This is a genomic window from Bradyrhizobium sp. AZCC 2262 (assembly GCF_036924535.1).
Classification (GTDB): domain Bacteria; phylum Pseudomonadota; class Alphaproteobacteria; order Rhizobiales; family Xanthobacteraceae; genus Bradyrhizobium.
In genome coordinates, this window is record NZ_JAZHRT010000001.1 from 6,402,145 (window position 1) to 6,427,158 (window position 25,014).

The window sequence follows — 25,014 nt, forward strand, 5'->3', positions numbered from 1 at the left end:
GCGGCGAAGAAGTCGGAGTAGTTCCGCTACCGTCATTGCCCGCGACAAACGCGAAGCGTTTGCGCAAGGGAGCGAAGCGACGAAGCAATCCATACCGCACACGCGGAGCGATGGATTGCTTCGCGGAAGCCTGTCATCGGGTGCGATGACGGTAAAGCTCATTCGCCGCCTTCGCTGGCGAAGTGAGAACCGGCAGCCCCCGCTGCCGGCTCTCTGCCCCTCGGAGGCGCCGATCAGCCGTGCGCTATCATGCCTGAATCGTCGATATGGTAGTACTCGTGGCTGTTGAACGAGTCGGTCGCGGACTCGATGCTGGCCTTGACGTCAACGTCACCACCTTCAGCCTTGTTGTGGTCTCCGCCGTTGCCGCCGATGCCGGCCCACACGTTCTGACTCATGTCGACCTTGAGGTCGTTTTCCTGATGGGCCGACGTGTTGGCATCTACGTCGGACTTGTTGTGGCCGCTTTCCGATTCCTGGTCGCCATTCGAATAGGCTTTTCCGCCCTCCGCTTTCGAATACTTCTCCGCCTTCGCATTCGCGCCGCCGGCACTCCAGTCCGCGTCCTGGTGAACCTTATCGCCGGTGTTGACGTGGACGTCGGCGCCCTCAGCCTTGTTGTACGGGTTGAACTCGAGACTGGGCTTGCTGCTGATGTCACCCGTGTTAACGCCGTCTCCACCATTGCCTGCGCTGTTGCCGCCGGTGTAAACGTCCTTGAGCGAGATCGTGTCGGACGGAAACATTGCCTTGGCCTTTGACATGTGAGTCTCCCTGATTTGGTTGCACACTGTGCGTCCCAATGTGGACAGCAACGATTTTGGATTTGGACACCGGAACGGTCTAGCCACCAAAGCTGATGCCACCCTGTGGCAACGGTGTACGCCCGAAATACTATCCTTCCGCCGAGATCCGGCGAGCTTCAATGCCGCTACAGCGTTTTCGAGCGAAGCATGCGCGTGGACTTGGTCCGTGGGCGGAGACCGGTGCGCGTCAAGAAAATGCGTCAATTGAAAAATCGAGAGCCCCGTTTCGATTCTATCGAAACGGAAAAGGCCCTAGGCATGATCCAGCAAGTGAAGGTCCGACAACAGGTGCATGGCGAGATCGCCGCCAAGCGCGGCGTTGCCGTGGCCACCGTCACCGCCGATTCCGGCCGTCTGGACCGTGCTCTGATCGAACCAGACATTGTTGCTCTGATGAGCCTCGGCTGTTGAATTGTAGCCGGCGACCGCAATGTTGATCGGGGCGTAGATCGCCACGTCGATGTCGACCATGCTTCCCGAGAAATGGCCGTTGCCGCCGTTGCCGGCGCTGTTGTGGCCGGTCGCGATGACGTCAGAGCCGATCAAGTCGAAGATGGAAGAGAAAATGTCGGAACTTCCGCCAACCGCGTGATTGCCGTTCCCGCCATCCCCCCCGACGCCGGCCATCTGAACCGCGGATTGATCGAACACCACATTGTTTGTCTGTTCGGCGTTGGCAGTGGAATTGTATCCCGCCACCGCGATGTTGATCGGATAGTAGAATGCAAAGGTCGCGTGAATGATGCCCCCATAGGCGTAGCCGTCTCCGCCGTTGCCGGCGTGGTTATCCCCGCTCGTGATCGCATCGGAGCCAGTCCCGCCCTGGTCGGATGCGAGGCCTGACCCGCCGATGGTTTGTTGAGACCCGTGGCTCGTTCCGGCGACAGACACATTTCCGCCAATCGCGGCATTGCCGTTCCCGCCATCACCCCCGACGCCGGCCATCTGAACCGCGGATTGATCGAACACCACATTGTTCGTCTGATCGGCGTGGGCACTGGAATTGTATCCCGCCACCGCAATGTTGATCGGGGCATAGACCGCGACAGGAGCATGCACCATTGCTCCGAAGAAGGTGCCATCGCCACCATTGCCGGCGCTGTTGTCACCGGTCGCGATCGCGCCAGGGCCGAAAGACCCGAACGCGCCGACGTTTCCGCCCAATGCGGCATTCCCATTGCCGCCATCACCGCCCACGCCCGCGATCTGCGTCGCGGACTGATCAAAATACGCAATGTTCGTCTGATCGGCGTCGGCTGTCGCATGGGAGCCGGCATGCGCCACGTTGAGCGGCTCGAAAGCAGCGTAGCTCCTCGCGATCAGGCTCCCGGCAAAATAGCCGTTGCCGCCATTGCCGGCGCTGTTATCTCCCGTGTGGATCGGAAAATTTGGCCACGAATCCGCGGAAAGCCACCACGAGCCTGGTGCATCGTACCCGAGCGGATACTTGATGCCGAGGTGACCGCCGTCCGATACACTCCGAACACCCATGGCTGCTGCCCTATCGAAATCGCTTCGCGCCGACTGGACGGACGCTCCCGAACTCGAGAAAGAATGTCACCGCGGCAAGCCAAAAGCCGAGTCGTCAATTCGGATCGCAAACGTTCGGGCGGTAGACATGATATCGGCTACGCCCGTTCGGGTGGGGTAGTGGTGCCTTGCCGTGAATCACTGACACGGTTTCGCGTCCACCATTGTTCTGCAACCCGTCTCGATATCCTATCGGTCGGTTTGTATGAAGCCATTGCCGGATAGCCAAAGATGACCGCTCAGAAGCTCATGATGATCATCACGACTGCGATCGGCGGCGCCGTCGGACTGCTCGCACCGATCGGCTTCGTCAAATGGCTGTTGCGAACCGACCCGGAAGAGGCCGGCATCCTCACACTGCTCTTCTTTCCGGTGTGGTGCTTGCTGGTGGTGCTCGGCCTGTTGATCGGGCGCAGGGCAGGACTACTCGTGACCGGCAGCAAGCGGGTCGCGCAGCGATGATAAAAATAACGATCGCCAGGATCTCGGCATGCGCTAGATCGCAAACACCCAGATCGCGAGGATGGTGCCCAGTGTTGCCAGGCCGCTGATAGTCCATCCGGTTGCGTAAAGGATTTGGTCGTCACCGGAGCCGCTCATCTCGTCGGCTTCCGTGGTCACAGAGCGCCACTGCATGGCACTGCTCCTCAAAGCCTGCCCGCAGCCATAACGCCGGCCGAAGTGGCCGGTTCCATCTCAAGATCTGGAAAGAGCTTTAGTTCTGAGGTCGTTGGCCAGGCTATCGCCGCCAGGGCGATAAAATCACGAATAAGCCAGCATCCGACGCTTGGGTTCAGCGGGCGGAGCGACTTCCTGATCACGAACGATAATGGTGACTTCCCAACCTTCGCTTGCCCAAACCCGCGCCTTGGCAACCGCCAGCAGCGAACTGCTTCTGTCCATCCTGACAGTCTCGTTGCCGCGTTCCGCCACGATCCTGTACGCCATGCCACACCCCCTACACACGTAGAACTACTGGGGAACCATGTTCCGTTACTGCTTTGTCGGCAATGGGCCGACAATTTGTCCAATCGGGGGCATGGTTAACGGCGCAAAGGCGGCTTTGAAGGCCGTTTTGGCCCTATTTGGCGGCTTTCCGCACCGTAAGTGCCGGTTTGGTCACGCCATCGAGCCCGGTCAGGATCAGGGCGGTCAACAGCGCGTTCTGCGGGCCGTACCAGGCGTTGACCGGCTTGTACCATTCGTTGCGCGAGTGCCAGTTGCCGCCCTCCCCGCCGCCGCCGCCGATGGTGACGGCCGGGATGCCGAGCGACATCGCGATGTTGGAATCGGTCGAGGAGCCGGCAAAGGTCGGCCGCGGCCCGCGGGTGACGGCCGAGACCGCGCGCTGGGTCGCCAGCACGATCGGCGAATCCATCGCAACGATGCCCGCCGGCCGGTCGCCGATCAGTTTTGCCTCCACCGTCATCTTGTCCGATTTCCAGCGCGCGTTTTCATCCGCCACGGCTTCCCTGACGAGTTCGAGCAGCCGCGCCTCGAGCTTGAGCAGTTCGTCAGTCGAGTTCGAGCGCATGTCGACGGCCATCCGCGCTTCGGCCGCGATGGCGTTGACCGAGGTGCCCCCGGTCACGGTGCCGACGGTAAAGGTGGTCTTGGGATCGGACGGCGGCTGCAGTTCCGCGATTTTCGCAATCGCCCTTCCCATGGCATGGATCGCGCTCGGCAATCCGAATTCCTGGAACGAGTGCCCGCCGGGGCCCTTGAAGGTGAACTCGTAGCGATGGCTGCCGGTCGCCTGGTTGACCACGCGCGTAATCCCGAGCCCGTCGATCGAGATGAAACCGTCGATATCGGTGTGATCGCGGAACAGCGCCTTCACGCCGCGCAGATTGCCGAGCTCTTCCTCGCCGACCGTGCCGACGAACATGATATCGCCGACGGTCGCGATCTGGTTTTCGTTCATCGCCTTGATCAGCGACAGCATCGCCGCAAGCCCGCGCGAATCGTCGCCGATGCCGGGAGCAACGATGGCGCCGTCCTTTTCCTTCACGGTGACGTCGGTGCCTTCGGGAAACACCGTGTCGAGATGCGCCGACACCACGAGCCTGGGCCGGCCGCCGCCACTGCCCTTGCGTAGCGCGATCACGTTGCCTTCGGCGTCGATCGACGCGTCCTTGAAGCCGAGTTCCTGCATCCGCTTCTGATAATATTCGGCGCGAACCTTCTCCTTGAACGGCGGCGCCGGGATTTCGGTGATGCGCTTCTGTTCGGCAAAGGCCCGCTCGTCGTCGGCCTTGATGTCGTCGAGTGCCTTGACGATTTTGGGATGGGCGAGGATGGCCTCCAGATCGGGCGCGGAAGCCGCTTGCGCCCACGCCTCTCGCACCAGCGCGTGCTGCGCGACGGCGACAAGGGCGATGGCCAGGATCGATCGCGTGAACGTCATCAAAAACCTCCGTATCGCAGGCTTCATCCCGCGCTTAAGCCCGCATCCTTCAGTCGCGCAGCGAACCAGACCGACAGGGCCTGGTCGAAAGCGCCGCTGGTATAGACTTCGGTCGTCGTGACCTGCGTCTTGCCGAGCGTCAGCAGCACGCCGATCCAGTAGGCGAACCACAGATGCGGATCGGTCAGCGCCCGCAGCTTGTGCTGGTCATGTTCGAGCGGCTGATGATTGGCCGATTTCCGCACCTCGACCGCGAGCAGGTTGTTGGGAATGGCGCGCTGGTGCACCACGATGTCGGGGTAGATGGATTTGGCGAGGTGATCGTCGGTCGAGACGATGGTTCCGTGCGGCAACCGCAGCGTGCGGTCGCCCAGCCGGTCGTATTCGCAATCGATCTCCCAGCCCGGGAACTGCTTTTCGAAATGCACCGCCAGCCGGTGCGTCAGCGCGCGCTCGCCGGCCTCCTTTTCGAGCAGAAAGGCTTCGTGCGCGTAGAACTCGTGCAGCGCGGTGATGACCTTGTTCAGTTCGGTCTGCATGACGCCTCCCACGAAGGCGAGCGGTCAGCGTCGCCTTACATCTGCACTTCGATCAGCCGCGGTCCCGGCTCGGCAACGGCTTCCGCCAGCGCCTTGACGAAATCGTCGACATTGGCGACCGCGCGGCCCGGCACGCCCATGCCCTTGGCGAGCGCGACGAAGTCGAGGTCCGGGCGGTCGAGCTTGAGCATGTCCAGCGCGCGCTGCCCCGGCTCACCGGCGCCGACGCCGTCGAACTCACCGCGAAGAATCTGGTAGATCTTATTCGCAAATACAATCGTGACGACGTTGAGGCCCTCGCGCGCCTGTGTCCACAGCGATTGCAGCGTGTACATCGCGCTGCCGTCGCCGACCATGCAGATGACTTTACGATCGGGGCACGCCACCGCAGCGCCGGTCGCGACCGGGGTCGAGAAGCCGATCGAGCCGCCCATGTTCTGCAGCCAGTCGTGCGGGGCGGCGGCGGCCGTCGGCGGAAAGAAACTGCGGCCGGTGGTGACGGATTCATCGACCACGATGGCGTTTTCCGGGATCGCCATCGCAATCGCCTGGGCGATCGAGGCATGGGTCAGCGCGCCGGTCGGCTTTGCCAGTTCGACCAGCTTCTGCGGCTGGCGGTCGGACGGCTGCGCGTGAAGTGCGCCGGCCAGCGCTTCGAGCGCTGCGACGGAATTTTCGGCGCCCGAGGTCATGCGGTGCACCTCGCAGCCTTGCGGCTTCAGCATGCTCGGCTTGTTCGGATAGGCGAAGAAGGCCACGGGATCGTTGGCCTCGACCAGCACGATATTCTTGAAGTCTTTGAGGATCGGCAGCGCCAGCTCGATCACGTAAGGGATGCGGTCGATCGCGAAGCGGCTCTTGCCGCGCGCCATCCGCGGATTGTAGGTCTGGCCCATCACCTTGCATCCGGTCTTGCCCGCGATCTGGGCGGCCAGCGCCAGTCCGTGCTCGGTGAGCGCGCTGCCGGTCATCAGCAGCAGCGTCGACGCGCCGCCGTTGCGCAGCACCTTGGCGGCATGGTCGACGGCCTGCGCGGAATAATTGGCGCGCTGGCTTTCCGCCGGAACCTGGGCGATGCCGTCGGCCTCGTTCCAGGCGGTATCGGCGGGCAGGATCAGGGTTGCGATCTGCGCCGGCGCGCTCTTGGCTGCGGCGATCGCGGCGGCGCCGTCGGCGGCAACGGATTTGGAATCCGGCGAGGTCCGCACCCAGGATGACATCGGCCGCGCCAGCCCCTCGATATCGGAGGTCAGCGGCGCGTTATAGCCGATGTGATAGGTGGCGTGCTGGCCGACGATGTTGACGATGCCGGAATTGGCCTTCTTGGCGTTGTGCAGATTGGCCAGGCCATTGGCGAGGCCGGGGCCGAGATGGAGGAGCGTCGAAGCGGGCGTGCCCTTCATGCGGTAATAGCCGTCGGCGGCCCCCGTCACCACGCCCTCGAACAGGCCGAGCACGCAGCGCATCCCCTCGACCCGGTCCAGTGCGGCGACGAAATGCATCTCCGAGGTGCCGGGATTGGTGAAGCAGACATCCACGCCGCCTGCGACCAATGTCCGCACCAGACTTTCCGCACCGTTCATGGTCTCGTTCCCCTTCGATCGTTCTTATGAGCCGCTGACGATCAATCATTGTTCACACGTTTCGTCAAAGGTTTAGCGGAACAATGCAGCCATCGCCTAAGGCATGTTGCCTTTTTTAACCGCGGCGTTCGAAAATGGCTGGGGTCACGGGGTCGTTGCTTGCACGATCGCCGCAATTATGGCCTGTCTCGATCAGCATATTCAGATTTTTTCACGAGGAAGAAAATGACCCGGGCTTTTGCTTTTCTGTTTGCGGCGGTCGTGGTGTTGGCGGGAGCCGGCCACGCGCAGGCCCAAGGCTTTCCAAACTTCTTCGAAGACTCGCGGGACATCATGGGCGGCGGGCCCGGTTTCTTCCGCCCCGGCATGCCCAGCGGATCGAGCTCGATCCCGCGCACCACCGTGAGCTTTTCCGGCGGTTACGCGCCCGGCACGATCTACATCAGCACCGCTGAACGCCGGCTCTATCTCGTTCTCGGCAATGGCCAGGCGATACGGTACGGCATCGGCGTCGGCCGCGACGGCTTCCGCTGGGGTGGAACCCACCGCATTTCCGCGAAGAAGGAATGGCCGAGCTGGACGCCGCCGACCCAGATGCTGCGGCGGCGGCCGGACCTGCCGCGTCACATGTCGGGCGGCATCGACAATCCGCTCGGCGCGCGGGCGATGTATCTGGGATCGACGCTCTACCGCATCCACGGCTCCAACGAGCCCGAGACGATCGGACAGGCGGTTTCCTCCGGATGCTTCCGCATGACCAATGAGGACGTGACCGATCTCTATAGCCGTGTGTCCGTCGGCACCACGGTTGTGGTCAAGAACTAGGCTGCCGTTGTCTGGAACCCGGTGCGGCGATGCGCGCAAGCGCGTGATCGAGACTTTCAACCCTTGCACGCACGCGGCGATTGCTGCAGCGTCGTCTGAATGCGCACGCCCCGCCGATCCCTGAATCTATCGACGCTCGCGGCGGCCCTTGGTGCCGTCGCGCTCGGCGATATCCTGGTGCCGTGCACGGCTTTCGCCGACATTCCCGCCATCGCGCAGCGCCAGCGCGCCGAGAAAAAGACCTTCACCGACAGCGAGATCGTCGACGGCTTTCTGAAGACCGCGTTCGGCGCCGAATATCATCTCGCCGGCCGCGTCGACCGCATCCGCAAATATGACGGGCCGGTGCGGGTGTTTGCCGACGGCACCCGGACCGACCGCAAGGCGCAGCTGGCGAAGATCGTGGCCGACATCGCCGCGCGCGTTCAGCACCTCGACATCGCCATGGCCGGAACCATCGAAGACGCCAACGTGCAGGTCAAGCTGGTGCGCGACCGCGATCTCCAGCGCACCATCACGACCTTCTACGGCAGCGAACGGGCGCGCGAGATTCGCTCTTCGCTCGACCCGCAATGCCTGTCGGGCTTTCGCAAGAACGAGAAGTTCGAAATCGAGCATTCCGACGTGATCCTCACCGTCGACAATGGCGACTTCGTCTTCTTCGACTGCGCCTATGAGGAATTGCTGCAATCGCTGGGACCGATCAACGATACCTCGAGCGTGCCCTGGACCATGTTCAACGACAATGTGTCGATGGGTTATTTCGACGTCTACGACCAGTATCTCCTGAACCTGCTCTATGATCCCCGGATCAAGGCCGGCATGACCGTGCAGGAGGTCAGGGAGGTGCTGCCGGATGTGCTGGCCGACGTGCGCGCCTGGGTGCGCAAGGTCAACAACCTGCCGTAAGTGGCGGCCGCCGCGACGGCTGCTACGCGGCTTTGGGCCAGCCGCCAAAAGCGGGGAAGTTCCCTGCAAGGACTCGCCCGGCCAAGTCCTGGCCAGTCTTGGCTACGTTCGGCGAGCATCCCTCGCGCGATGGTTGAAAGCCCGGCGCTTCGCGCAGTCCACCTATTTTCCAATGACAACGCAAAGTTTTATTTGCGAAAGATTGTGACTTCCAAGAGCAAATCCTGTCTAATGGGACTCATGGGCGCTTTCTATAAGTTTTCCAAATGAACGACCTGCCACGTATCCAGGCCTTGCGCTGCTTCATCACCGTGGCCCGCGAAGGCACGGTGTCGCGCGCGGCCAGCTTGCTGCATCTGACCCAGCCCGCAGTAAGCCTGCAACTGAAGGGGCTGGAAGAGAGCACCGGCTTGCAGCTCTTCAACCGGACGCCGGGCGGCTTCACCCTGACCGAAGCGGGCGCCGCCTTGCTGCCGCTGGCGCACCGGACGGTATCGGCCTCGGCGGATTTCAGGACAGCGGCGGATTCCTTGCGCGAATCGCTGCGGGCAACGCTGCGCGTCGGCACCATCCTGGATCCCGAGTCGATCCGGCTGGGACCGTTCGTGCGTAGCCTCGCCACCTCCTCGAAGAAGACCGAGGTCTTCCTCCGCTACGGCATGAGCGACGACGTGCTGTCGCAGATCGGCAGGGGTGAGCTCGACGTCGGATATTATATCGATGCCACGCCCCTCGAATGCCTTGAGTCGGGGATGCTGCCCGATCGCACCATCGACGATGGCAAGTTCCGCCTCACGGCACTGACGCGCTACGACTACCGCGTGATCGCCCCTCGAAAATGGAGCGACAAGGTGATCGGAAAGGACTGGGCCGACCTCGCCGACCTGCCCTGGATCGCGACGCCGCACGACTCGGCGCATCGGCGGCTGATCGACGACGTCTTCCGGCCGATGGGGGCATTACCGAAGCGCGTCGCCTTTGCCGAACAGGAAGACGCCATGATCGAATTCGTCGAAGCCGGCAACGGCCTCAGCCTCGCCCGCGACAGCGTGCTCGACCGCATCACGCGCAACCGGAATTTCGTGATTGCCGACAAGGTTGCGCTGACCTGCGACCTCAGTTTCGCCTGCCTGACGTCGCGGCGTCACGAGCCGATCATCTCTCAGGCCTTCGCGGCCATACAGGCGGTCTGGGAGTTGAACCCGGGCGGCGCAGCGCCTGCGCCGATCGAAGCGGCACGATCGCGGAAAAGCGCCCGGAGATAGCCTGATCGGCTCAAATTTTGGCCGGGGCAGACTTTTTAGCTGAGTCAGGCTTTTTGGCTGAGTCAGACTTGCCGTTGCAGATCGATTTCAGCGACCGCCATTCCTCTGATGTCAGCAGCGGCGGCCCGCTTGCCGACTGGTCTTCCCGGCTCATCCGCGTCAGCCGGTCCTCACTCAGGGGATGGGTGGAGATGATGGAGAGGCCCTTGCTCTCCTTGCCGGTGACCCGAAGCAGCAATTCCCCGGTCGGCTTCGCCGGCCGGCCCAGCCGGTGCATGACGTCGATGGCAAAACCGTCGGCATTGGTCTCGGCCTCGCGCGAGTGCGACGACGTCACCAGCGTGCGCGAGCCGAAGATCAGCGCGCTGGAGCCCGTGATGTCGCCGAACAGCAGCCCGATCAGGAACGACGTGCTGCCGTCGCGGATCAGCCCGCGCATGCTATCGCGATGCTTGAGATGGCCGAGCTCGTGGGCCAGCACGCCGGCGATTTCGTCGGCATTCTCGGCCTTCGCCAGCAATCCGTCGAACAGATACACCTTGCCGCCCGGCAGCGCGAAGGCATTGGGAATCGGGCTCGACAGCACGCCCGACTGCACCGTGGTGTCGAGATCAGCGGATTCCCGAATCGCGGTGATGAGCTTGACGAACGCCTTCTGCCCAGCAGCATTATCGCAAGCCTTGGCATTGAACATCGTCTTGATCTGGCTGTCGGCGACATCGCCGAGCCGCCGTTCGAACGCCTCGGGCACCAGCGGCGTGAGGCGATCGGCGATCAACGGAAGTCCGAACAGCACCACGGCAACGATCGAAACCGCGGCCGCGAGCGACCAGCTGACAATGACGGCAACGCCGCGGCGGCCGGGCGTGTTCGCATCCAGCTTGGCGCAGCGTGAGACCAGTTCGGCCGCCAGCGCGTCGTCGCGAACCTCCAGCCGCGCCAGCGCAGGCGCGCTCAGGCAGGCGAGGCGCAGCATGCCTGAAGGGCTGTCGGCGCGGCGCATGTCGGCATAGTCCCACACCGCCAAAACCTGTTCGTGTTCGCTGATTTCGAGCCGGTCGGAGAAACGGAGCACAACCGCGCGGCGCCGGCTCGACGCCCCGTCGAAATAGATCGCCGCATTGGCCGGCGGCGTTTTCGAAATCTCCGGCGCGTCGTTTTCCATGGTCATCATGCCTTGCCGCTAGAGCGTTTTCCAGCGAAGTGGGGACCGGTTCGCGTCAAGAAAACGCGTCAAATCAAAAATCTAGAGCCCCGTTCCGATTCCATCGGAACGGAAAAGGCTCTAGAATCCGCCGACATCGAGACCGTCGGCAAACCCTTCACCAAGCGCGTTGGCAAGGTCACCCCGCGCAGCGACGTTGGCGGCAGCCTCGAGACCGCTGATATTGACCGAGCCCAGCACCTTCACCCAGAGATCCCGCGTCAGATAGACCCGGATCACGATGTTGAGCGAAAGCGCCAGCAACAGATAGCCCAGACCCGCCAGCACCAGCAGCGGAATGCTCCTCATCAATTCCGGCGTCTTGAAAAACTCCATCAATCCCTCGCCGCTCATGCTGGCGACCAGCACCGCGCACAGGGCCAGATAGATCCCGAAGACAAGCCCGAGCAAGGCCATCCAGCCGATCACTTTCCAGTACAGTCCGATCAATGCGCTCTTGGGCAACGACGATTCCACACGCACGCCGCCGAACCGGATGCCGGACAGCCACCAGCGCCACTCGATGGCCTTGTAGCCTGCATAAATGAAGGGGGCGATCGGACTTACGTAGATTGCGATCGGCGTGAGCAGCCATAGCCACCAGCCGCGCTTGAAGAACTCCCAGCCGCGCCCCTCAAAACTGCCCTGCAGGTCGCCGTAGAAGGAATGGCGCATCTTGTAGCGTTCGAGCGCCGCAGCGCGCCATGGCAGCACCAGTCCGAGCGTGAGGATCATCAGCAGGCCCCACAGCGACGCCTGCAGGGCATAGAGCCAGCCCGAGCCGGTCATCCAGAAGCGCACGCCGCGCCATACCGTACGCGTCAGGCGGTAGCGCCGCGCGCGGTAGATCGCGAACTGCCCGAACAGAAAGAAGAAGGCGATCAGGGGAATGCTGGCGAACGCCTTATAGCGCTCGGCCTCGAGACCAATGAGAAAATAACCAAGATAGATCGGCACCAGGATCGCGAGCGCGACCAGAAAGCCGATCAGCAACTCCTTGCCGCGGCCGGTATATTCGGCAGCATCGCCATCGACCAATGTGTTGGACCAGAGATGGCGGCGGATGTCAGTGAGGAGCCAGAATCGATAGAAGCCGAGGGTGACGAATTCGAGCGCGGCGCCGCGCTTGGCCAGATCAAAGAATTCGCCGCGTTTGCCGGAAAACGCCACCGGCATCGGCGGCGGCACGGGTGAAGGCGGCGGTGGCGGCACCTGCGGGGGCCAGCTCATCTCGTTCATGGTTCAACTCCAGCGCGAACGGTGGCGGATCAAACCACGAATTTGTCGGCCGTTGTGTGACCAAGGTCCCACACTCAGAGCTATAATTATGCTGTTTTTTCGAACAGCTCCCGGCCGATCAGCATGCGGCGGATTTCGCTGGTGCCGGCACCGATCTCGTAGAGCTTGGCGTCGCGCAACAGACGCCCGGTCGGATAGTCGTTGATGTAGCCATTGCCGCCAAGCAGCTGGATGGCGTCGAGCGCGCATTGCGTCGCCTTTTCGGCGGCATAGAGGATCGCGCCGGCCGCATCCTCGCGCGTGGTCTCGCCGCGGTCGCAGGCTTTTGCCACCGCATATACATAGGCGCGCGAGGCGTTCATCGTGGTGTACATGTCGGCGAGCTTGCCCTGCACCAGTTGGAAGGTACCGATCGGTTCGCCGAACTGCTTGCGCTCGTGCACGTAGGGCAGCACCACGTCCATGCAGGCCTGCATGATGCCGATCGGGCCCGCCGCCAGCACGGCGCGCTCGTAATCGAGGCCCGACATCAGCACGTTGACGCCGCGGCCGACTTCACTGAGCACGTTTTCTTCCGGCACCTCGCAATCCTCGAACACGAGTTCGCAGGTGTCGGAGCCGCGCATGCCGAGCTTGTCGAGTTTCTGCGCGGTGGAAAATCCCTTCATGCCCTTTTCGATGATGAAGGCGGTCATGCCGCGCGGACCGGCCTCGGGATTGGTCTTGGCGTAAACCACCAGCGTGTCGGCGACCGGGCCATTGGTGATCCACATCTTGTTGCCGTTGAGCACAAAACGGTCGCCCTTCTTGTCGGCGCGGGTCTTCATCGAGACCACGTCCGAGCCGGCGCCCGGCTCCGACATCGCCAGCGAGCCGACATGCTCGCCCGAGATCAGCTTCGGCAAATACTTCCGCTTCTGCGCCTCGCTGCCGTTGCGGCGGATCTGGTTGACGCAGAGGTTGGAATGCGCGCCGTAGGACAGGCCGACCGCAGCCGAGGCCCGCGACATCTCCTCCACCGCAATGCAGTGCTCGAGATATCCGAGGCCGGTGCCGCCATACTCCTCCTCGACGGTGATACCGTGCAGGCCGAGCGCGCCTATTTTGGGCCAGAGGTCGCGCGGGAATTGATTGCTGCGGTCGATCTCGGCGGCGCGCGGCGCGATTTCGTTTTGCGAAAACGCATGCACCGTCTCGCGGATCGCATCCGCGGTTTCGCCGAGATCGAAGTTGAACATCCGATGGGCGTTGGGGATCATGGCCGCCTCCCGGCGAATTAAATGTTGTTTCAAGCAGCCTTATAGCGTTTTCGAGCGAAGTGGACACGGTTCGCGTCAAGAAAACGCGTCAAAACAAGAATCTGGAGCCCTGGTTCAATCAAAACCGGGCTCCAGTGTCCGGCCCGGCCAAATGCACCCAACTCGTCCTTGCGTCGGCGCACGGCTCGGGATGTAATAAGGTAAAACATCGCCCCTCCGGCATGCTTCGGCGGGGGAACAGTCAGGGAGGTGTTCATGCACGGAACCATCGATCTCGCCGGAGATTCCCATCTGCACGCCGCGCGCGACAGGGCCCGGTCGATTCCACTCGGCGATTTCGACGTCAGCAATCCCGAACTGTTCACGACCGACTCGTTCTGGCCGTATTTCGACCGGCTGCGCCGGGAAGACCCGGTGCATTACTGCAAGGACAGCATGTTCGGGCCGTATTGGTCGGTGACCAAATACAACGACATCATGGACATCGAGACCAACCACGCGGTGTTCTCCTCGGCTTCCTCCCTTGGCGGCATCACCATCCGCGACATCGCACCGAATCTACGCTCCGAGAGCTTCATCGCCATGGACCAGCCGCGCCACTCCGCGCAGCGCAAGACCGTGGCGCCGATGTTCACGCCCACTCATCTCGATCAGCTCGCGATCAACATTCGCAAGCGTTCCGCCGAATGCCTCGACAACCTTCCTGTCAACGAGGTGTTCGACTGGGTCGACAAGGTTTCGATCGAGCTCACCACGCAGATGCTCGCCGTGCTGTTCGACTTTCCCTGGGAAGACCGCCGCAAACTGACGCGCTGGTCCGACGTCGCGACCACGCTTCCCGGCCCCGACGGCCTCGTCGCGACCGAGGAGGAGCGGCAGGCCGAGCTGATGGAATGCGCGACCTATTTCGGAAAACTCTGGAAAGAGCGCATCAGCCAGCCGCCGAAGAGTGACCTGTTGTCGATGATGGCGCATAGCCCTGCCACGCGCGACATGGACCCGAAGAATTTTCTCGGCAATTTGATCCTGCTGATCGTCGGCGGCAACGACACCACCCGCAACACGCTGTCGGGCAGCGTCTACGCGCTGAACAAGAATCCGGATCAGTACCGCAAGCTGCGCGACAACCCTGCCCTGATCGACAGTTTCGTGCCGGAGGTGATCCGCTGGCAGACGCCGCTGGCGCATATGCGCCGCACCGCGCTCGAAGACATCGAGTTCTGCGGCCGGCAGATCAAGAAGGGTGACAAGGTCGTGATGTGGTACGTCTCTGGCAACCGTGACGAGGACGTGATCGACCGCCCCTACGAATTTATCATTGATCGCACCCGGCCGCGCACCCACATTTCCTTCGGTTTCGGGATCCACCGTTGCGTCGGAATCCGACTGGCCGAGCTGCAACTGAAGATTATCTGGGAAGAAATCCTCAAGCGGTACGACAATATTGAGGTGGTCGGCGAACCGAAGCGGGTGTATTCGAGTTTTGTCAAAGGTTACGAGACTTTGCCGGTCCGGATCGGCGGCTAACCTCGCCCCTTAGCACCTGGGATTATGAGAAATGAACGTCCAGACCGCCGTCAGAGCCGACAAGAAAGAGCTTCTGCGCGCCGCGCGTGAAGAAGCCTATTCCACGCCGCTCAGGGATTTTCATCCCGGTGCGCCAAGGCTATTCCAGAACGACACGCTGTGGCCCTGGTTCGAGCGGCTGCGCAAGGAAGAGCCGGTGCATTACTGCACCAACGCGCCGATCGAACCCTATTGGTCGGTCACCAAGTACAATGACATCATGCATGTCGACACCAACCACGGCATCTTCTCCTCCGATTCCACGTTGGGCGGCATCTCGATCCGCGACGTGCCGCCGGGCTATGACTATCCGAGCTTCATCGCGATGGATCAGCCGCGACACTCTTCGCAGCGCAAGACGGTGTCGCCGATGTTCACGCCGACGCATCTGGATGAACTGGCAAAGCTGATCCGCGAGCGCGCGCAAAAGGTGCTGGACAATTTGCCGCGCAACGAGACCTTCAACTTCGTCGAGCGCGTCTCGATCGAGCTGACCACGCAGATGCTGGCGACGCTGTTCGATTTCCCCTGGGAGGAGCGGCGCAAGCTGACGCGCTGGTCCGACGTCTCGACCGCGCTGCCCAAGAGCGGCGTGGTGGAATCGCCCGAGCAGCGGCGCCAGGAGATGGATGAATGCTACGCCTATTTCTCAAAACTCTGGAACGAGCGCGTCAACGCGCCGCCGCGTAATGATTTGCTGTCGATGATGGCCCACAGCGACGCGACGCGGCACATGGACCCCGACAATCTGATGGGCAACATCATCCTGTTGATCGTCGGCGGCAACGACACCACCCGCAACACCATGAGCGGCTCGGTGCTGGCGCTGAACGAGCACCCGGATCAATATCAGAAGCTGCGTGAAAACCCGGCGCTGATCGATTCCATGGTGCCGGAAGTGATCCGCTGGCAGACGCCGCTCGCCCACATGCGCCGCACCGCGCTGGTCGACACCGAGATCGGCGGCAAGAAGATCAAGAAGGGTGACCGCGTCGTGATGTGGTACGTCTCGGGCAACCGCGACGAGGAAGGTATCGAGAAGCCCGACGAGTTCATCATCGACCGCGCCCGCCCCCGTACCCATCTGTCGTTCGGCTTCGGCATCCACCGCTGCGTCGGCATGCGGCTCGCCGAGCTGCAGCTCAAGATCGTGTGGCAGGAAATGCTCAAGCGCTTCGACCGCATCGAAGTGGTCGGCGAGCCGAAGCGGGTCTATTCGAGCTTTGTACGCGGCATCGAGCAGCTGCCGGTGCGCATTCCCGCGTGAGCAACAGCGACCTCAACCGCGCGAGGTCCGAAAGGGAAACTGCGACAGGCATCGCGTACGATCAGACGATTCCTGCTGTGGCTCCCCGTCGCGGCTATTCAGCCAGTTCGCGCATGACCTTTATCAGGTCGGATTTACCCTCGAAGCCGATGCCCGGAAGTTCGGGCATGACGATGTGCCCGTCCTGCACCTGCACGGTGTCAGGGAAGCCGCCGTACGGCTGAAACAAATCGGGATAGCTTTCATTGCCACCGAGACCAAGGCCCGCCGCAATATTGAGCGACATCTGATGGCCGCCGTGGGGAATACAACGGGACGGTGACCAGCCATGCTGGGCCAGAACATCGAGTGTCCGGAGATATTCGACAAGCCCATACGAGAGCGCACAATCGAACTGCAACCAATCCCGATCCGGCCGCATGCCGCCGTAGCGGAGTAGATTGCGCGCGTCCTGGTGCGAGAAGAGATTTTCTCCGGTCGCCATCGGACCTGGATAGAATTCCGAGATCGCGGCTTGAAGCGCGTAGTCGAGCGGATCGCCGATCTCCTCGTACCAGAACAGCGGGTAGTCGCGCAGCATCTTCGCGTAGGCGATACCGGTCTCGAGATCGAAGCGTCCGTTGGCGTCGACGGCAAGCCGCGCTTGCGAGCCGATCTCCTTCAACACGGCTTCGATCCGTCCGCGGTCCTCGTCGATGGAGGCGCCGCCGATCTTCATCTTCACCACGTTGTAACCGCGGTTGAGATAGCCGCGCATCTCCGCCTGCAGCGCCGAATTATCCTTGCCTGGATAGTAGTAACCGCCGGCCGCGTAAACGAAGACGCGGGGATTGGCCTCACGGCCCTTCTTTTCGGCGAGAAGGCGAAACAGCGGCTTGCCGGCGATCTTCGAGACCGCGTCCCAGACAGCCATGTCGAGTGTACCGACGGCGACAGAACGCTCGCCGTGCCCGCCCGGCTTTTCATTGGACATCATCGCTGTCCAGATCCGATGCGGATCGAGGTTGGTGCCCGCGTCATCGAGCAGGCTCGCGGGCTCGGCTTCGATGATGCGATTACGAAAGCGTTCCCGGATCAGACCGCCCTGACCATAGCGGCCATTGGAATTGAAGCCATATCCGACGACGCGGCGACCGTCGCGCATCACATCCGTTACCACGGCGACGAGGCTCGCCGTCATTTTCGAGAAGTCGATATAGGCGTTCCGGATCGGAGATGCGATCGGCTTGGTGATTTCGACGACATCGACGATGCGCATGATGTTTTCCTTCCACGGGTTTGTTGTCTGCCGCCGGCACGCGATTGCCGCTGGCCATGCAGAAAACGACACCACCAAGACTGTTCCGTATCATCCTTAGGGCTGGATTTGGCTCACGGCCAATGCTATTCCCGGAACTGGTTATGTTGATACGGCATTACCAATGGAACTGATCTGGTTTGAGGACTACCTGGCGCTCGCTGAAACCCTGAACTTTTCGAGGGCCGCCGAGACACGGCACGTCACCCAACCGGCCTTCAGCCGAAGGATTCGCGCCCTTGAGAATTGGGTCGGCGCGGCCCTGTTCACCCGCACGACGCACGGCGTTGCGCTAACCCGGGCGGGAGAGCATTTTCACGATCAGGCGGAGATACTGACGCGCGCGCTGAATCAACTGCGCCGTGAAACATTCGAAGTTTCCAGCGGCAGTGCAAGATTGTTATCGATCGCGGCGACGCACGCGCTGTCTTTCACTTTTTTCCCAAAGTGGGTTCGCAGCAATGAAAGAGTTCTGGCCCTTGGAAATCTCAATCTGATCTCCGACAGCATGCAAGCGTGCGAGCAGATGATGCTGCGTGGCGATGCCCAGTTTCTGCTTTGTCATTTCCACAGCAAAATGAGCAGCCGGATCGCGTCCGGTCCATTCAAGAGCATCGTGGTCGGCGCCGACACCCTCGTTCCGCTGAGTGTGCCCGACAGAAACGGTGCCCCACGCTGGCGGCTTCGTGGCGGCAAGCCGGTCAAATACCTTGCCTATAGTGCGCAGTCGGGATTGGGACGGATCGTGGCCGCCCGATGGGGAACGAAAGATCAAGCCTTTACGCTCGAGACGATTTTTACCTCTCATCTGGCCGCGACGCTGCAGTCGATGGCCCGTGCTGGAGACGGCGTGGCATGGCTGCCCCGGACTTTGGCCGAAGATGATATTTCGGCTGGACTGCTGGTTGAAGCGGGCGATGCGGATTTGAAGATCCCCATCGAAATTCGTCTTTTCCGGCCTGCGGCGCGTCAGAGCCATGCGGTTGAAGCGATTTGGGCGGCCTTCGAGCGAAACTGATGCACGTCGGTGCCATCAGGCGTTCGCCCTGGCGAACATGGCTGTAGCGCCCCTATACAATTGCGGCATGACTGCTGTAGCCAGATGAGAATGCCGGGCTCGCCCGTTTTGTTCTAAGCCAATCTCGGCCCTTACATCGACTCAGGCGAACCTGATGTCCCAGAGGCCCTCTTCGCGGCAGGCGGTGAGTTCGTCGCGGAGCAGCTCGGTCACAAGCGTGATCGCCGTCGAGCCGGGATGATCGATGGGAGAAGCAAGCGTCAGTTCGCGCATCGGCGCCGGTTTTGATATCGCAGCCGTTTCCAGCCGGCCGCTGGCGACCTCGTGGCGCACCGAGGAAGGCGGCAACAGCGTGTACCCCAACCCTTCCTCGACGAGGCTGGTCAGCACCCGGAAGGAATCCGCTTCCAGCTTGACGTCGAGCTTCAGTTTCTTCTTCGCCGCCGCCTGTTCGATCAGCGCCCGGAGCCCATGCGAATGACTGGGCAGCACAAGTCTTTGCTTCAGCAGCCAGCCGATATCGACCTGCTTCCTCTCGGACAGCCCGCTGCCGCGCGGGCCCACGGCGACGATGGGATCGCGGCCGAGGCTCTGCACGGTCAGATGCAGATCGCTCGACGGCCCGTAGATCAAAGCCAGATCCATCTCGCCGCGGTGCAGCCATTCCATCAGATGGCCGCTGTAGCTCTCGACGATGCACAGCGAGATGCCCGGATATTTGTCGACGGTGCGCCGTGCAAGCCGCGCCGAAATCACGCAGCTCACGGTCGGCACCAGCCCGAGCACCACGCGGCCCGACGGCGGGCCGCCCGCGGACTGGATCTCGTCGCGCACCTGGTCGATCTGCCGGACGATGCCCGCCGTCCTTGCGAGCAGCAGCCGGCCGGCGTCGGTCAGCACCATGCCGCGGCCGTTCCGGGTGAACAGCTCGGCCCGCAATTCATGCTCGAGCAGCTTGATCTGGCGGCTCAGCGCCGGCTGCGCCACCCGCAGCGTGTCCGAGGCCTTGCTGAGGCTGCCGAGCTCCGCCACGCAACTGAACGTCCTGAGCTGCCTGATATCCATCGCTTGCCAATCTTCGAAGGCAGGTTCATACGCTATAACAATTCAGCATAGGGCCCCAGCGCCAGTTTCACAACGGCCCGCCACCTCGGCAATTGACATCAACCCGTATCCATCGCCAGAAAAACCAATGACCGCACAAGAACAACAAGACGAATTCCACGACATCCGCGACGCCGTCGCAAAGCTCTGCGCCCAGTTCCCCGGCGAATACTGGCGCAAGCTCGACCGCCAGATGGCGTACCCGAAGGAGTTCGTCGACGCGCTGACGGAAGCCGGCTATCTCTCGGTCTTGATCCCCGAGGAATATGGCGGCTCCGGGCTGAAACTGTCGGCGGCCGCCGCGATCCTGGAAGAGATCCAGCGTGCGGGCTGCAATGGCGGCGGCTGTCACGCCCAGATGTACACGATGGGCACCGTGCTGCGGCACGGCAACGACGCCCAGAAGGCAAAGTATCTGCCCGGGATCGCCAGCGGCAAATTGCGGCTGCAGGCTTTTGGCGTCACCGAGCCGACCAGCGGCACCGACACCTCTTCGCTGAAGACGGTCGCCAAGCGTGACGGCGACCACTACATCGTCAACGGCCAGAAGATCTGGACCAGCCGCGCCGAATATTCCGACCTGATGATCCTGCTCGCGCGCACAACGCCGAAGGAACAGGCGAAGAAGCGCACCGATGGTTTGTCCGTGTTCATCGTCGACATGCGCGAGGCCAAGGGCAACGGGCTGGAGATCCGCCCGATCCGCACCATGATGAACCACGCCACGACGGAAGTGTTCTTCACCGACATGCGCGTGCCCGCTGAAAACCTGATCGGCGACGAAGGCAAGGGTTTTCGCTACATCCTGTCCGGCATGAATGCCGAGCGCATTCTCATTGCAGCCGAATGCATCGGCGACGCAAAATGGTTCATTGCGAAAGCCACCGCCTATGCCAAGGAGCGCGCCGTGTTCGGCCGTCCGATCGGTATGAATCAAGGCATCCAGTTTCCGATCGCAAAAGCCTACGCCGCGATGCGCGCGGCCGAGCTGATGGTGAAGGAAGCCACGCGCAAATATGAGGCCGGGCTCGATTGCGGTGCTGAAGCCAACATGGCCAAGATGCTGGCGGCGGACGCCTCCTGGGAAGCGGCCAATGCCTGCGTGCAGACCCATGGCGGCTTCGGCTTTGCCGAGGAATACGACGTCGAGCGCAAGTTCCGCGAAACGCGGCTCTATCAAGTCGCGCCGATCTCGACCAATCTGATCCTGTCGTTCGTTGCCGAGCATGTGCTCGGCCTGCCCCGCTCCTACTGAGTGATATCAGATGCTGCCATTGGAAGGATTGATCGTCGTCTCCGTCGAACAGGCGGTCGCCGCTCCGTTCTGCAGCTCGCGGCTGGCGGATGCCGGCGCGCATGTCGTCAAGGTCGAACGCCCTGAGGGCGATTTTGCCCGCGGCTATGATGCGGCCGCAAAAGGCCAGAGCAGCTATTTCGTCTGGCTCAATCGTGGCAAGAATTCCGCGGTGATCGATCTTGCGACCAAAGAGGGCCGCGCCGCGCTCGAGGAGCTGATCGCGAGCGCCGACGTGCTGTTGCAGAATCTCAAGCCCGGTTCGATGGACAAGCTCGGCTTCTCGCTGGAGCGCCTGCGAAAAGACTATCCGGCGCTGATCTGCTGCACCATTTCCGGCTATGGCGACGACGGCCCTTATGCCGACCGCAAGGCCTACGATCTGCTGATCCAGGCCGAAAGCGGCCTTGCCTCGATCACCGGCGGCCCGGAAGGGCCGTCGCGCGTCGGCATCTCCGTCGTCGATATCGCGACCGGCGCCACCGCGCATGCGTCCATCCTCGAGGCGCTGATCGCCCGCGGACGCACCGGCAAGGGCGCCGATATCAGGATCTCGATGTTCGACGTAATGGCCGACTGGATGGCGGTGCCGCTGATCAATTCGGAAGCCGGCAATCCGCCGAAGCGGATGGCGCTGGCCCATCCCTCGATCGCGCCCTATGGCGTGTTCAATTCCAGGGACGGCAAGGGCATTTTGATCTCGATCCAGAGCGAGCGCGAATGGAAGAAGCTCTGCGCGGAGGTGCTGGATCAGCCCGACCTGCCGAACGATCCGCGCTTTGCCAACATGGTCGAGCGCGTGCGCAACCGCTCCCTCACCGACAAGACGGTGGCCGACAGTTTTGCCACGATGACGCGCGTCGAGCTCCTGAAGCGCCTGCACGACGCCGATATCGCCTTCGCCGAAGTGAACACCATGGCCGACCTCGCGGTGCACCCGCATCTTCGTCGGATCGAGGTCGATACGCCGAACGGCAAAGTCAGCTATGCCGCGCCCGCCGCGATCTTCGTCGGCGAGAACAGGCACTATGGCGCCGTTCCCGCCATCGGCGAGCATGTCGAACTTCCCAAAACTCCCCGTATTAAAAGCCTGAAGTCATGACCGACACCGCCGCCAAACTCGATCTCGACCATCTGCGCCAATGGATCGGCCGCAGCACGGAAGCGTCAGACATCGTCACCGCCCAACTCGTGAAGGGCCTGCGCGCGACACTGTTTCAAGACATCGGCGAGCCCAAGGCCGGCGACGCCGCACCGTGGACCACGCATTGGTGCCTGGCGCAGCCGGTGTTTCCGATGTCGATGCTCGGCCCCGACGGCCATCCGACCCGCGGCGGCTTTCTGCCACCGGTCCCGCTGCCGCGCCGGATGTGGGCCGGCGGTGAAATCGAATTTTTCGAGCCCTTGCGCGTCGGCGATGAATCGACCCGCACCTCACGGATATCGGACGTGACGATGAAGACCGGCTCGACCGGCGTGCTGTGTTTCGTTTCCGTCGAACATACGATCACGACGCCGCGCGGCACAGCGATCCGCGAGCGGCAGGACATCGTCTACCGCGACATGGGCGGCGCTGCCCCGGCCTCGCCGAAGGCCCCTCCGCCGGCGCCGGTTGCAAAACATCGCGAAAGCCATGTCAGCGACCCCGTGCTGCTGTTTCGCTACTCTGCGCTGACCTTCAACGGCCACCGCATCCATTACGACCGCGACTACGTCACCAAGGTCGAGGGCTATCCGGGCCTGATTTTTCACGGCCCGCTGCAGGCGGCGCTGATCGTCGAATTTGCCGCAAAGCTTCATGGCGATAGCGCACCGAAAAAGTTCAGCTACCGCGGCGTGCAGCCGCTGTTCGAAGGCGGCGAGTTCTCGATCAACGCCAACGAAACCAGCGCCGGCATGGAGCTGTGGATCGCGAACGCCGAGGGCCAGCCGACCATGAAGGGCACGGCGACCTGGTAAGGCCACAGCGGCCGCACTCACCATTGCTCGTGTAGTCGGCGCCAGGCGCCCGCGCAGCATAGGTGCCATTCGTGACGCGGCGACAGTCGCGCTTGCCGACCTCCGTGCACCCGCCCTAATCTTGTCAGCGGAAACGCGGCAAAAAACAGAGGGAACGGACAGGCATGGCTCAGGCGAGTGCAGCAGCGCGCGCTCCCGAAACAGGGGTTTTCGATGCGGTCGTGGTCGGCGCGGGCTTTGCCGGCCTGTACATGCTGCATCGGTTGCGGGGGCTCGGATTCACGGCACGGGTTTACGAAGCCGGCGGCGGCGTTGGCGGGACGTGGTACTGGAATCGCTATCCCGGCGCCCGCTGCGACGTCGAAAGCCTGCAATATTCCTTCTCGTTCTCGGAGGAACTGGACCAGGACTGGAACTGGTCGGAGAAGTACTCGCCGCAGCCGGAAATCCTCGCTTACGCCAACCACGTCGCCGATCGCTTCGACTTGCGCAGCCAGATCGTGTTCGATACCCGTGTCACGGCGGCAACATTCAACGAGGATACCGATAGCTGGCTGATCGAGACAGATCGTGGCGACCGGGTTACGGCAAAATTCTGCATCATGGCGGTCGGCTGTCTGTCGGCGCCGAACCGCCCAGCCTTCCCGGGCATGGACGACTTCCGCGGGCCGATCTATCACACCGGCGAATGGCCGCACGAGGGCGTCGACTTCACCGGCCTGCGCGTTGGCGTCATCGGCACGGGCTCGTCCGCGATCCAGTCGATACCGATCATCGCACAGCAGGCATCGCAACTCACCGTGTTCCAGCGCACCGCGACCTGGTCGGTGCCGGCGTGGAACGAGGCGCTGTCGGCAGAATATTTGAAGGAAGCCAAGGCGCATTATCCGGAATTGCGCGCGAAGGCACGCGCACGTCCGACCGGCTTCTATTTCCCGTTCAATCTCCAGCCGGCCCTGGAGGCGAACGAGGAGCAGCGCCGGCAACAATATGAAGCGGCGTGGCAGCGCGGCGGGCTTCCCTTTCTTGGCGCCTACGGCGACCTGCTGTTCGAAAAGTCGGCCAACGACACCATCGCCGAGTTCGCTCGGCAGAAGATCCGCAGCATCGTCAAGGATCCCGCGACCGCGGAGTTGCTGTGCCCGCAGAACGTGTTCGGCTGCAAGCGGCTCTGTGTCGACACCAATTACTTCGAAACCTACAACCTGCCGCATGTGAAGCTGGTGGATGTGTCCAGGACGCCGATTCAGCGCTTCACCAGAGACGGCATCGTGGTGGACGGCACTGAATACAAGGTCGACGCCATCGTTTCGGCGACCGGCTTTGCCGCCATGACCGGCTCGTTCGACAGGATTGGGATCACCGGCCGCGGCGGCCGCACGCTCGCCGAGAAATGGCGCGCCGGCCCCCGTGCCTATCTCGGCCTCGCTTCGGAGGGGTTTCCGAATCTCTTCATGATCACCGGTCCGGGTAGCCCATCGGTCCTGGCCAGCATGATCCAGGCGATCGAGCAACATGTCGACTGGTTGGCCGATTGCCTCGGCCACATGCGCGATATCGGAGCCGGCAGCATCGAACCGCTGCAGGCTGACGAGGACGCCTGGATGGCGCACGTCAACGATGTCTCGACGGTTTCGCTGCGTTCGACCTGCAGCTCCTGGTACGTCGGCACCAACATTGCCGGGCGCCCGCGCGTGTTCATGCCCTATATCGGCGGCTTTCCGGTCTATGTGCAGAAGTGCAATGAGGTGATGAACAATGCCTATGAAGGCTTTGTGCTGAAGGGCGCGCGCCTGGGCAATACACCGCCGCAGGTGCACTTCACCGAACGCTGGCACGTGCCGCTTGATATCGAGGTGATTTCGCCGGCCGCCGTGGCCGCGAAGCGAGTACCGGTCGTTTGAGCCGTCGGCGCAATCAACGCCGCAACGAGAACAACGCTG

General features: G+C 62.4%; 23 protein-coding genes. 11 read left to right on the forward strand and 12 right to left on the reverse strand.

Features of this window, described 5'->3' with window-relative positions:
* Nucleotides 1-233 precede the first annotated feature (233 nt).
* Both V1283_RS29980 and V1283_RS29985 read right to left on the reverse strand, forming a co-directional pair.
* Entirely contained in the window at nucleotides 234-764 is a 531-nt protein-coding gene (locus tag V1283_RS29980; RefSeq protein ID WP_334390215.1) for a hypothetical protein, read from the reverse strand.
* Nucleotides 765-1,058: 294 nt separating this feature from the next.
* Nucleotides 1,059-2,297, reverse strand: coding sequence for a hypothetical protein (locus tag V1283_RS29985; protein WP_334390216.1), 1,239 nt, complete (start codon nucleotides 2,295-2,297; stop codon nucleotides 1,059-1,061).
* Nucleotides 2,298-2,567: 270 nt separating this feature from the next.
* Between V1283_RS29985 and V1283_RS29990 the strand changes: the two genes are divergently transcribed.
* A complete protein-coding gene (locus V1283_RS29990; RefSeq protein WP_334390217.1) occupies nucleotides 2,568-2,798 on the forward strand; it encodes a hypothetical protein in 231 nt (76 codons plus the stop codon).
* 33 nt (nucleotides 2,799-2,831) lie between these two features.
* Here V1283_RS29990 and V1283_RS29995 read toward each other — a convergent pair whose 3' ends face one another.
* The 5 genes from V1283_RS29995 to V1283_RS30015 form a co-directional block, all read right to left on the reverse strand.
* Entirely contained in the window at nucleotides 2,832-2,972 is a 141-nt protein-coding gene (locus tag V1283_RS29995) for a hypothetical protein (protein ID WP_334390218.1), read from the reverse strand.
* A gap of 126 nt (nucleotides 2,973-3,098) precedes the next feature.
* Nucleotides 3,099-3,284, reverse strand: a complete 186-nt coding sequence (locus tag V1283_RS30000) for a hypothetical protein (protein WP_334390219.1) — start codon at nucleotides 3,282-3,284, stop codon at nucleotides 3,099-3,101.
* 133 nt (nucleotides 3,285-3,417) lie between these two features.
* Complete coding sequence (locus V1283_RS30005; RefSeq protein WP_334390220.1) at nucleotides 3,418-4,743, reverse strand: M20/M25/M40 family metallo-hydrolase; 1,326 nt, start codon at nucleotides 4,741-4,743, stop codon at nucleotides 3,418-3,420.
* A gap of 23 nt (nucleotides 4,744-4,766) precedes the next feature.
* Nucleotides 4,767-5,282: a hypothetical protein gene (locus tag V1283_RS30010; RefSeq protein ID WP_334390221.1), complete on the reverse strand. Its 516-nt coding sequence runs from the start codon at nucleotides 5,280-5,282 to the stop codon at nucleotides 4,767-4,769.
* Between the two features lie 35 nt (nucleotides 5,283-5,317).
* Nucleotides 5,318-6,865: an acetolactate synthase large subunit gene (locus V1283_RS30015; protein ID WP_334390222.1), complete on the reverse strand. Its 1,548-nt coding sequence runs from the start codon at nucleotides 6,863-6,865 to the stop codon at nucleotides 5,318-5,320.
* Nucleotides 6,866-7,090: 225 nt separating this feature from the next.
* Between V1283_RS30015 and V1283_RS30020 the strand changes: the two genes are divergently transcribed.
* From V1283_RS30020 to V1283_RS30030, 3 genes are all read left to right on the forward strand, one after another.
* Nucleotides 7,091-7,690 carry a L,D-transpeptidase gene (locus V1283_RS30020; RefSeq protein WP_334390223.1) on the forward strand — a complete coding sequence of 200 codons (600 nt, stop codon included), beginning with the start codon at nucleotides 7,091-7,093 and terminating at the stop codon, nucleotides 7,688-7,690.
* A 99-nt stretch (nucleotides 7,691-7,789) separates the two neighbouring features.
* On the forward strand, nucleotides 7,790-8,599 hold the full coding sequence (locus V1283_RS30025; RefSeq protein WP_334390224.1) for a DUF2927 domain-containing protein: 810 nt from the start codon (nucleotides 7,790-7,792) through the stop codon (nucleotides 8,597-8,599).
* 266 nt (nucleotides 8,600-8,865) lie between these two features.
* The gene (locus V1283_RS30030; RefSeq protein WP_334390225.1) at nucleotides 8,866-9,864 is read left to right on the forward strand and encodes a LysR family transcriptional regulator; all 999 of its coding nucleotides are present in this window, start codon (nucleotides 8,866-8,868) and stop codon (nucleotides 9,862-9,864) included.
* Nucleotides 9,865-9,874: 10 nt separating this feature from the next.
* On the opposite strand, the gene V1283_RS30035 is transcribed toward V1283_RS30030, so the two are convergent.
* The 3 genes from V1283_RS30035 to V1283_RS30045 all read right to left on the reverse strand — a co-directional run bounded on the left by V1283_RS30035 (nucleotide 9,875) and on the right by V1283_RS30045 (nucleotide 13,566).
* The gene (locus V1283_RS30035) at nucleotides 9,875-11,029 is read right to left on the reverse strand and encodes a M48 family metallopeptidase (protein WP_334393227.1); all 1,155 of its coding nucleotides are present in this window, start codon (nucleotides 11,027-11,029) and stop codon (nucleotides 9,875-9,877) included.
* A gap of 120 nt (nucleotides 11,030-11,149) precedes the next feature.
* A complete protein-coding gene (locus V1283_RS30040; protein ID WP_334390226.1) occupies nucleotides 11,150-12,307 on the reverse strand; it encodes a DUF898 family protein in 1,158 nt (385 codons plus the stop codon).
* 86 nt (nucleotides 12,308-12,393) lie between these two features.
* The gene (locus tag V1283_RS30045) at nucleotides 12,394-13,566 is read right to left on the reverse strand and encodes an isovaleryl-CoA dehydrogenase (RefSeq protein WP_334390227.1); all 1,173 of its coding nucleotides are present in this window, start codon (nucleotides 13,564-13,566) and stop codon (nucleotides 12,394-12,396) included.
* A gap of 255 nt (nucleotides 13,567-13,821) precedes the next feature.
* On the opposite strand from V1283_RS30045, the gene V1283_RS30050 reads away from it, so the two are divergent.
* Nucleotides 13,822-15,093 carry a cytochrome P450 gene (locus V1283_RS30050; protein WP_334390228.1) on the forward strand — a complete coding sequence of 424 codons (1,272 nt, stop codon included), beginning with the start codon at nucleotides 13,822-13,824 and terminating at the stop codon, nucleotides 15,091-15,093.
* 31 nt (nucleotides 15,094-15,124) lie between these two features.
* On the forward strand, nucleotides 15,125-16,399 hold the full coding sequence (locus V1283_RS30055; RefSeq protein ID WP_334390229.1) for a cytochrome P450: 1,275 nt from the start codon (nucleotides 15,125-15,127) through the stop codon (nucleotides 16,397-16,399).
* Between the two features lie 94 nt (nucleotides 16,400-16,493).
* On the opposite strand, the gene V1283_RS30060 is transcribed toward V1283_RS30055, so the two are convergent.
* Entirely contained in the window at nucleotides 16,494-17,657 is a 1,164-nt protein-coding gene (locus V1283_RS30060; protein ID WP_334390230.1) for a mandelate racemase/muconate lactonizing enzyme family protein, read from the reverse strand.
* A 163-nt stretch (nucleotides 17,658-17,820) separates the two neighbouring features.
* Here V1283_RS30060 and V1283_RS30065 point away from each other — a divergent pair, with 163 nt between their 5' ends.
* Nucleotides 17,821-18,714 (forward strand): LysR family transcriptional regulator, encoded by an 894-nt coding sequence (locus V1283_RS30065; protein ID WP_334390231.1) that lies wholly within the window; start codon nucleotides 17,821-17,823, stop codon nucleotides 18,712-18,714.
* A 141-nt stretch (nucleotides 18,715-18,855) separates the two neighbouring features.
* Here the strand turns inward: V1283_RS30065 and V1283_RS30070 are convergent, their stop codons facing one another.
* Nucleotides 18,856-19,779 (reverse strand): LysR family transcriptional regulator, encoded by a 924-nt coding sequence (locus V1283_RS30070; RefSeq protein WP_334390232.1) that lies wholly within the window; start codon nucleotides 19,777-19,779, stop codon nucleotides 18,856-18,858.
* A gap of 127 nt (nucleotides 19,780-19,906) precedes the next feature.
* Here V1283_RS30070 and V1283_RS30075 point away from each other — a divergent pair, with 127 nt between their 5' ends.
* The 4 genes from V1283_RS30075 to V1283_RS30090 all read left to right on the forward strand — a co-directional run bounded on the left by V1283_RS30075 (nucleotide 19,907) and on the right by V1283_RS30090 (nucleotide 24,975).
* Nucleotides 19,907-21,073 (forward strand): acyl-CoA dehydrogenase family protein, encoded by a 1,167-nt coding sequence (locus V1283_RS30075; protein WP_334390233.1) that lies wholly within the window; start codon nucleotides 19,907-19,909, stop codon nucleotides 21,071-21,073.
* Between the two features lie 10 nt (nucleotides 21,074-21,083).
* Nucleotides 21,084-22,214 (forward strand): CaiB/BaiF CoA transferase family protein, encoded by a 1,131-nt coding sequence (locus V1283_RS30080; RefSeq protein ID WP_334390234.1) that lies wholly within the window; start codon nucleotides 21,084-21,086, stop codon nucleotides 22,212-22,214.
* Nucleotides 22,211-23,071, forward strand: a complete 861-nt coding sequence (locus tag V1283_RS30085) for an FAS1-like dehydratase domain-containing protein (RefSeq protein ID WP_334390235.1) — start codon at nucleotides 22,211-22,213, stop codon at nucleotides 23,069-23,071. Before V1283_RS30080 ends, V1283_RS30085 begins: the two co-directional genes overlap by 4 nt.
* A 164-nt stretch (nucleotides 23,072-23,235) precedes the next feature.
* Nucleotides 23,236-24,975: a flavin-containing monooxygenase gene (locus tag V1283_RS30090; protein WP_334390236.1), complete on the forward strand. Its 1,740-nt coding sequence runs from the start codon at nucleotides 23,236-23,238 to the stop codon at nucleotides 24,973-24,975.
* Nucleotides 24,976-25,014: the final 39 nt, after the last annotated feature.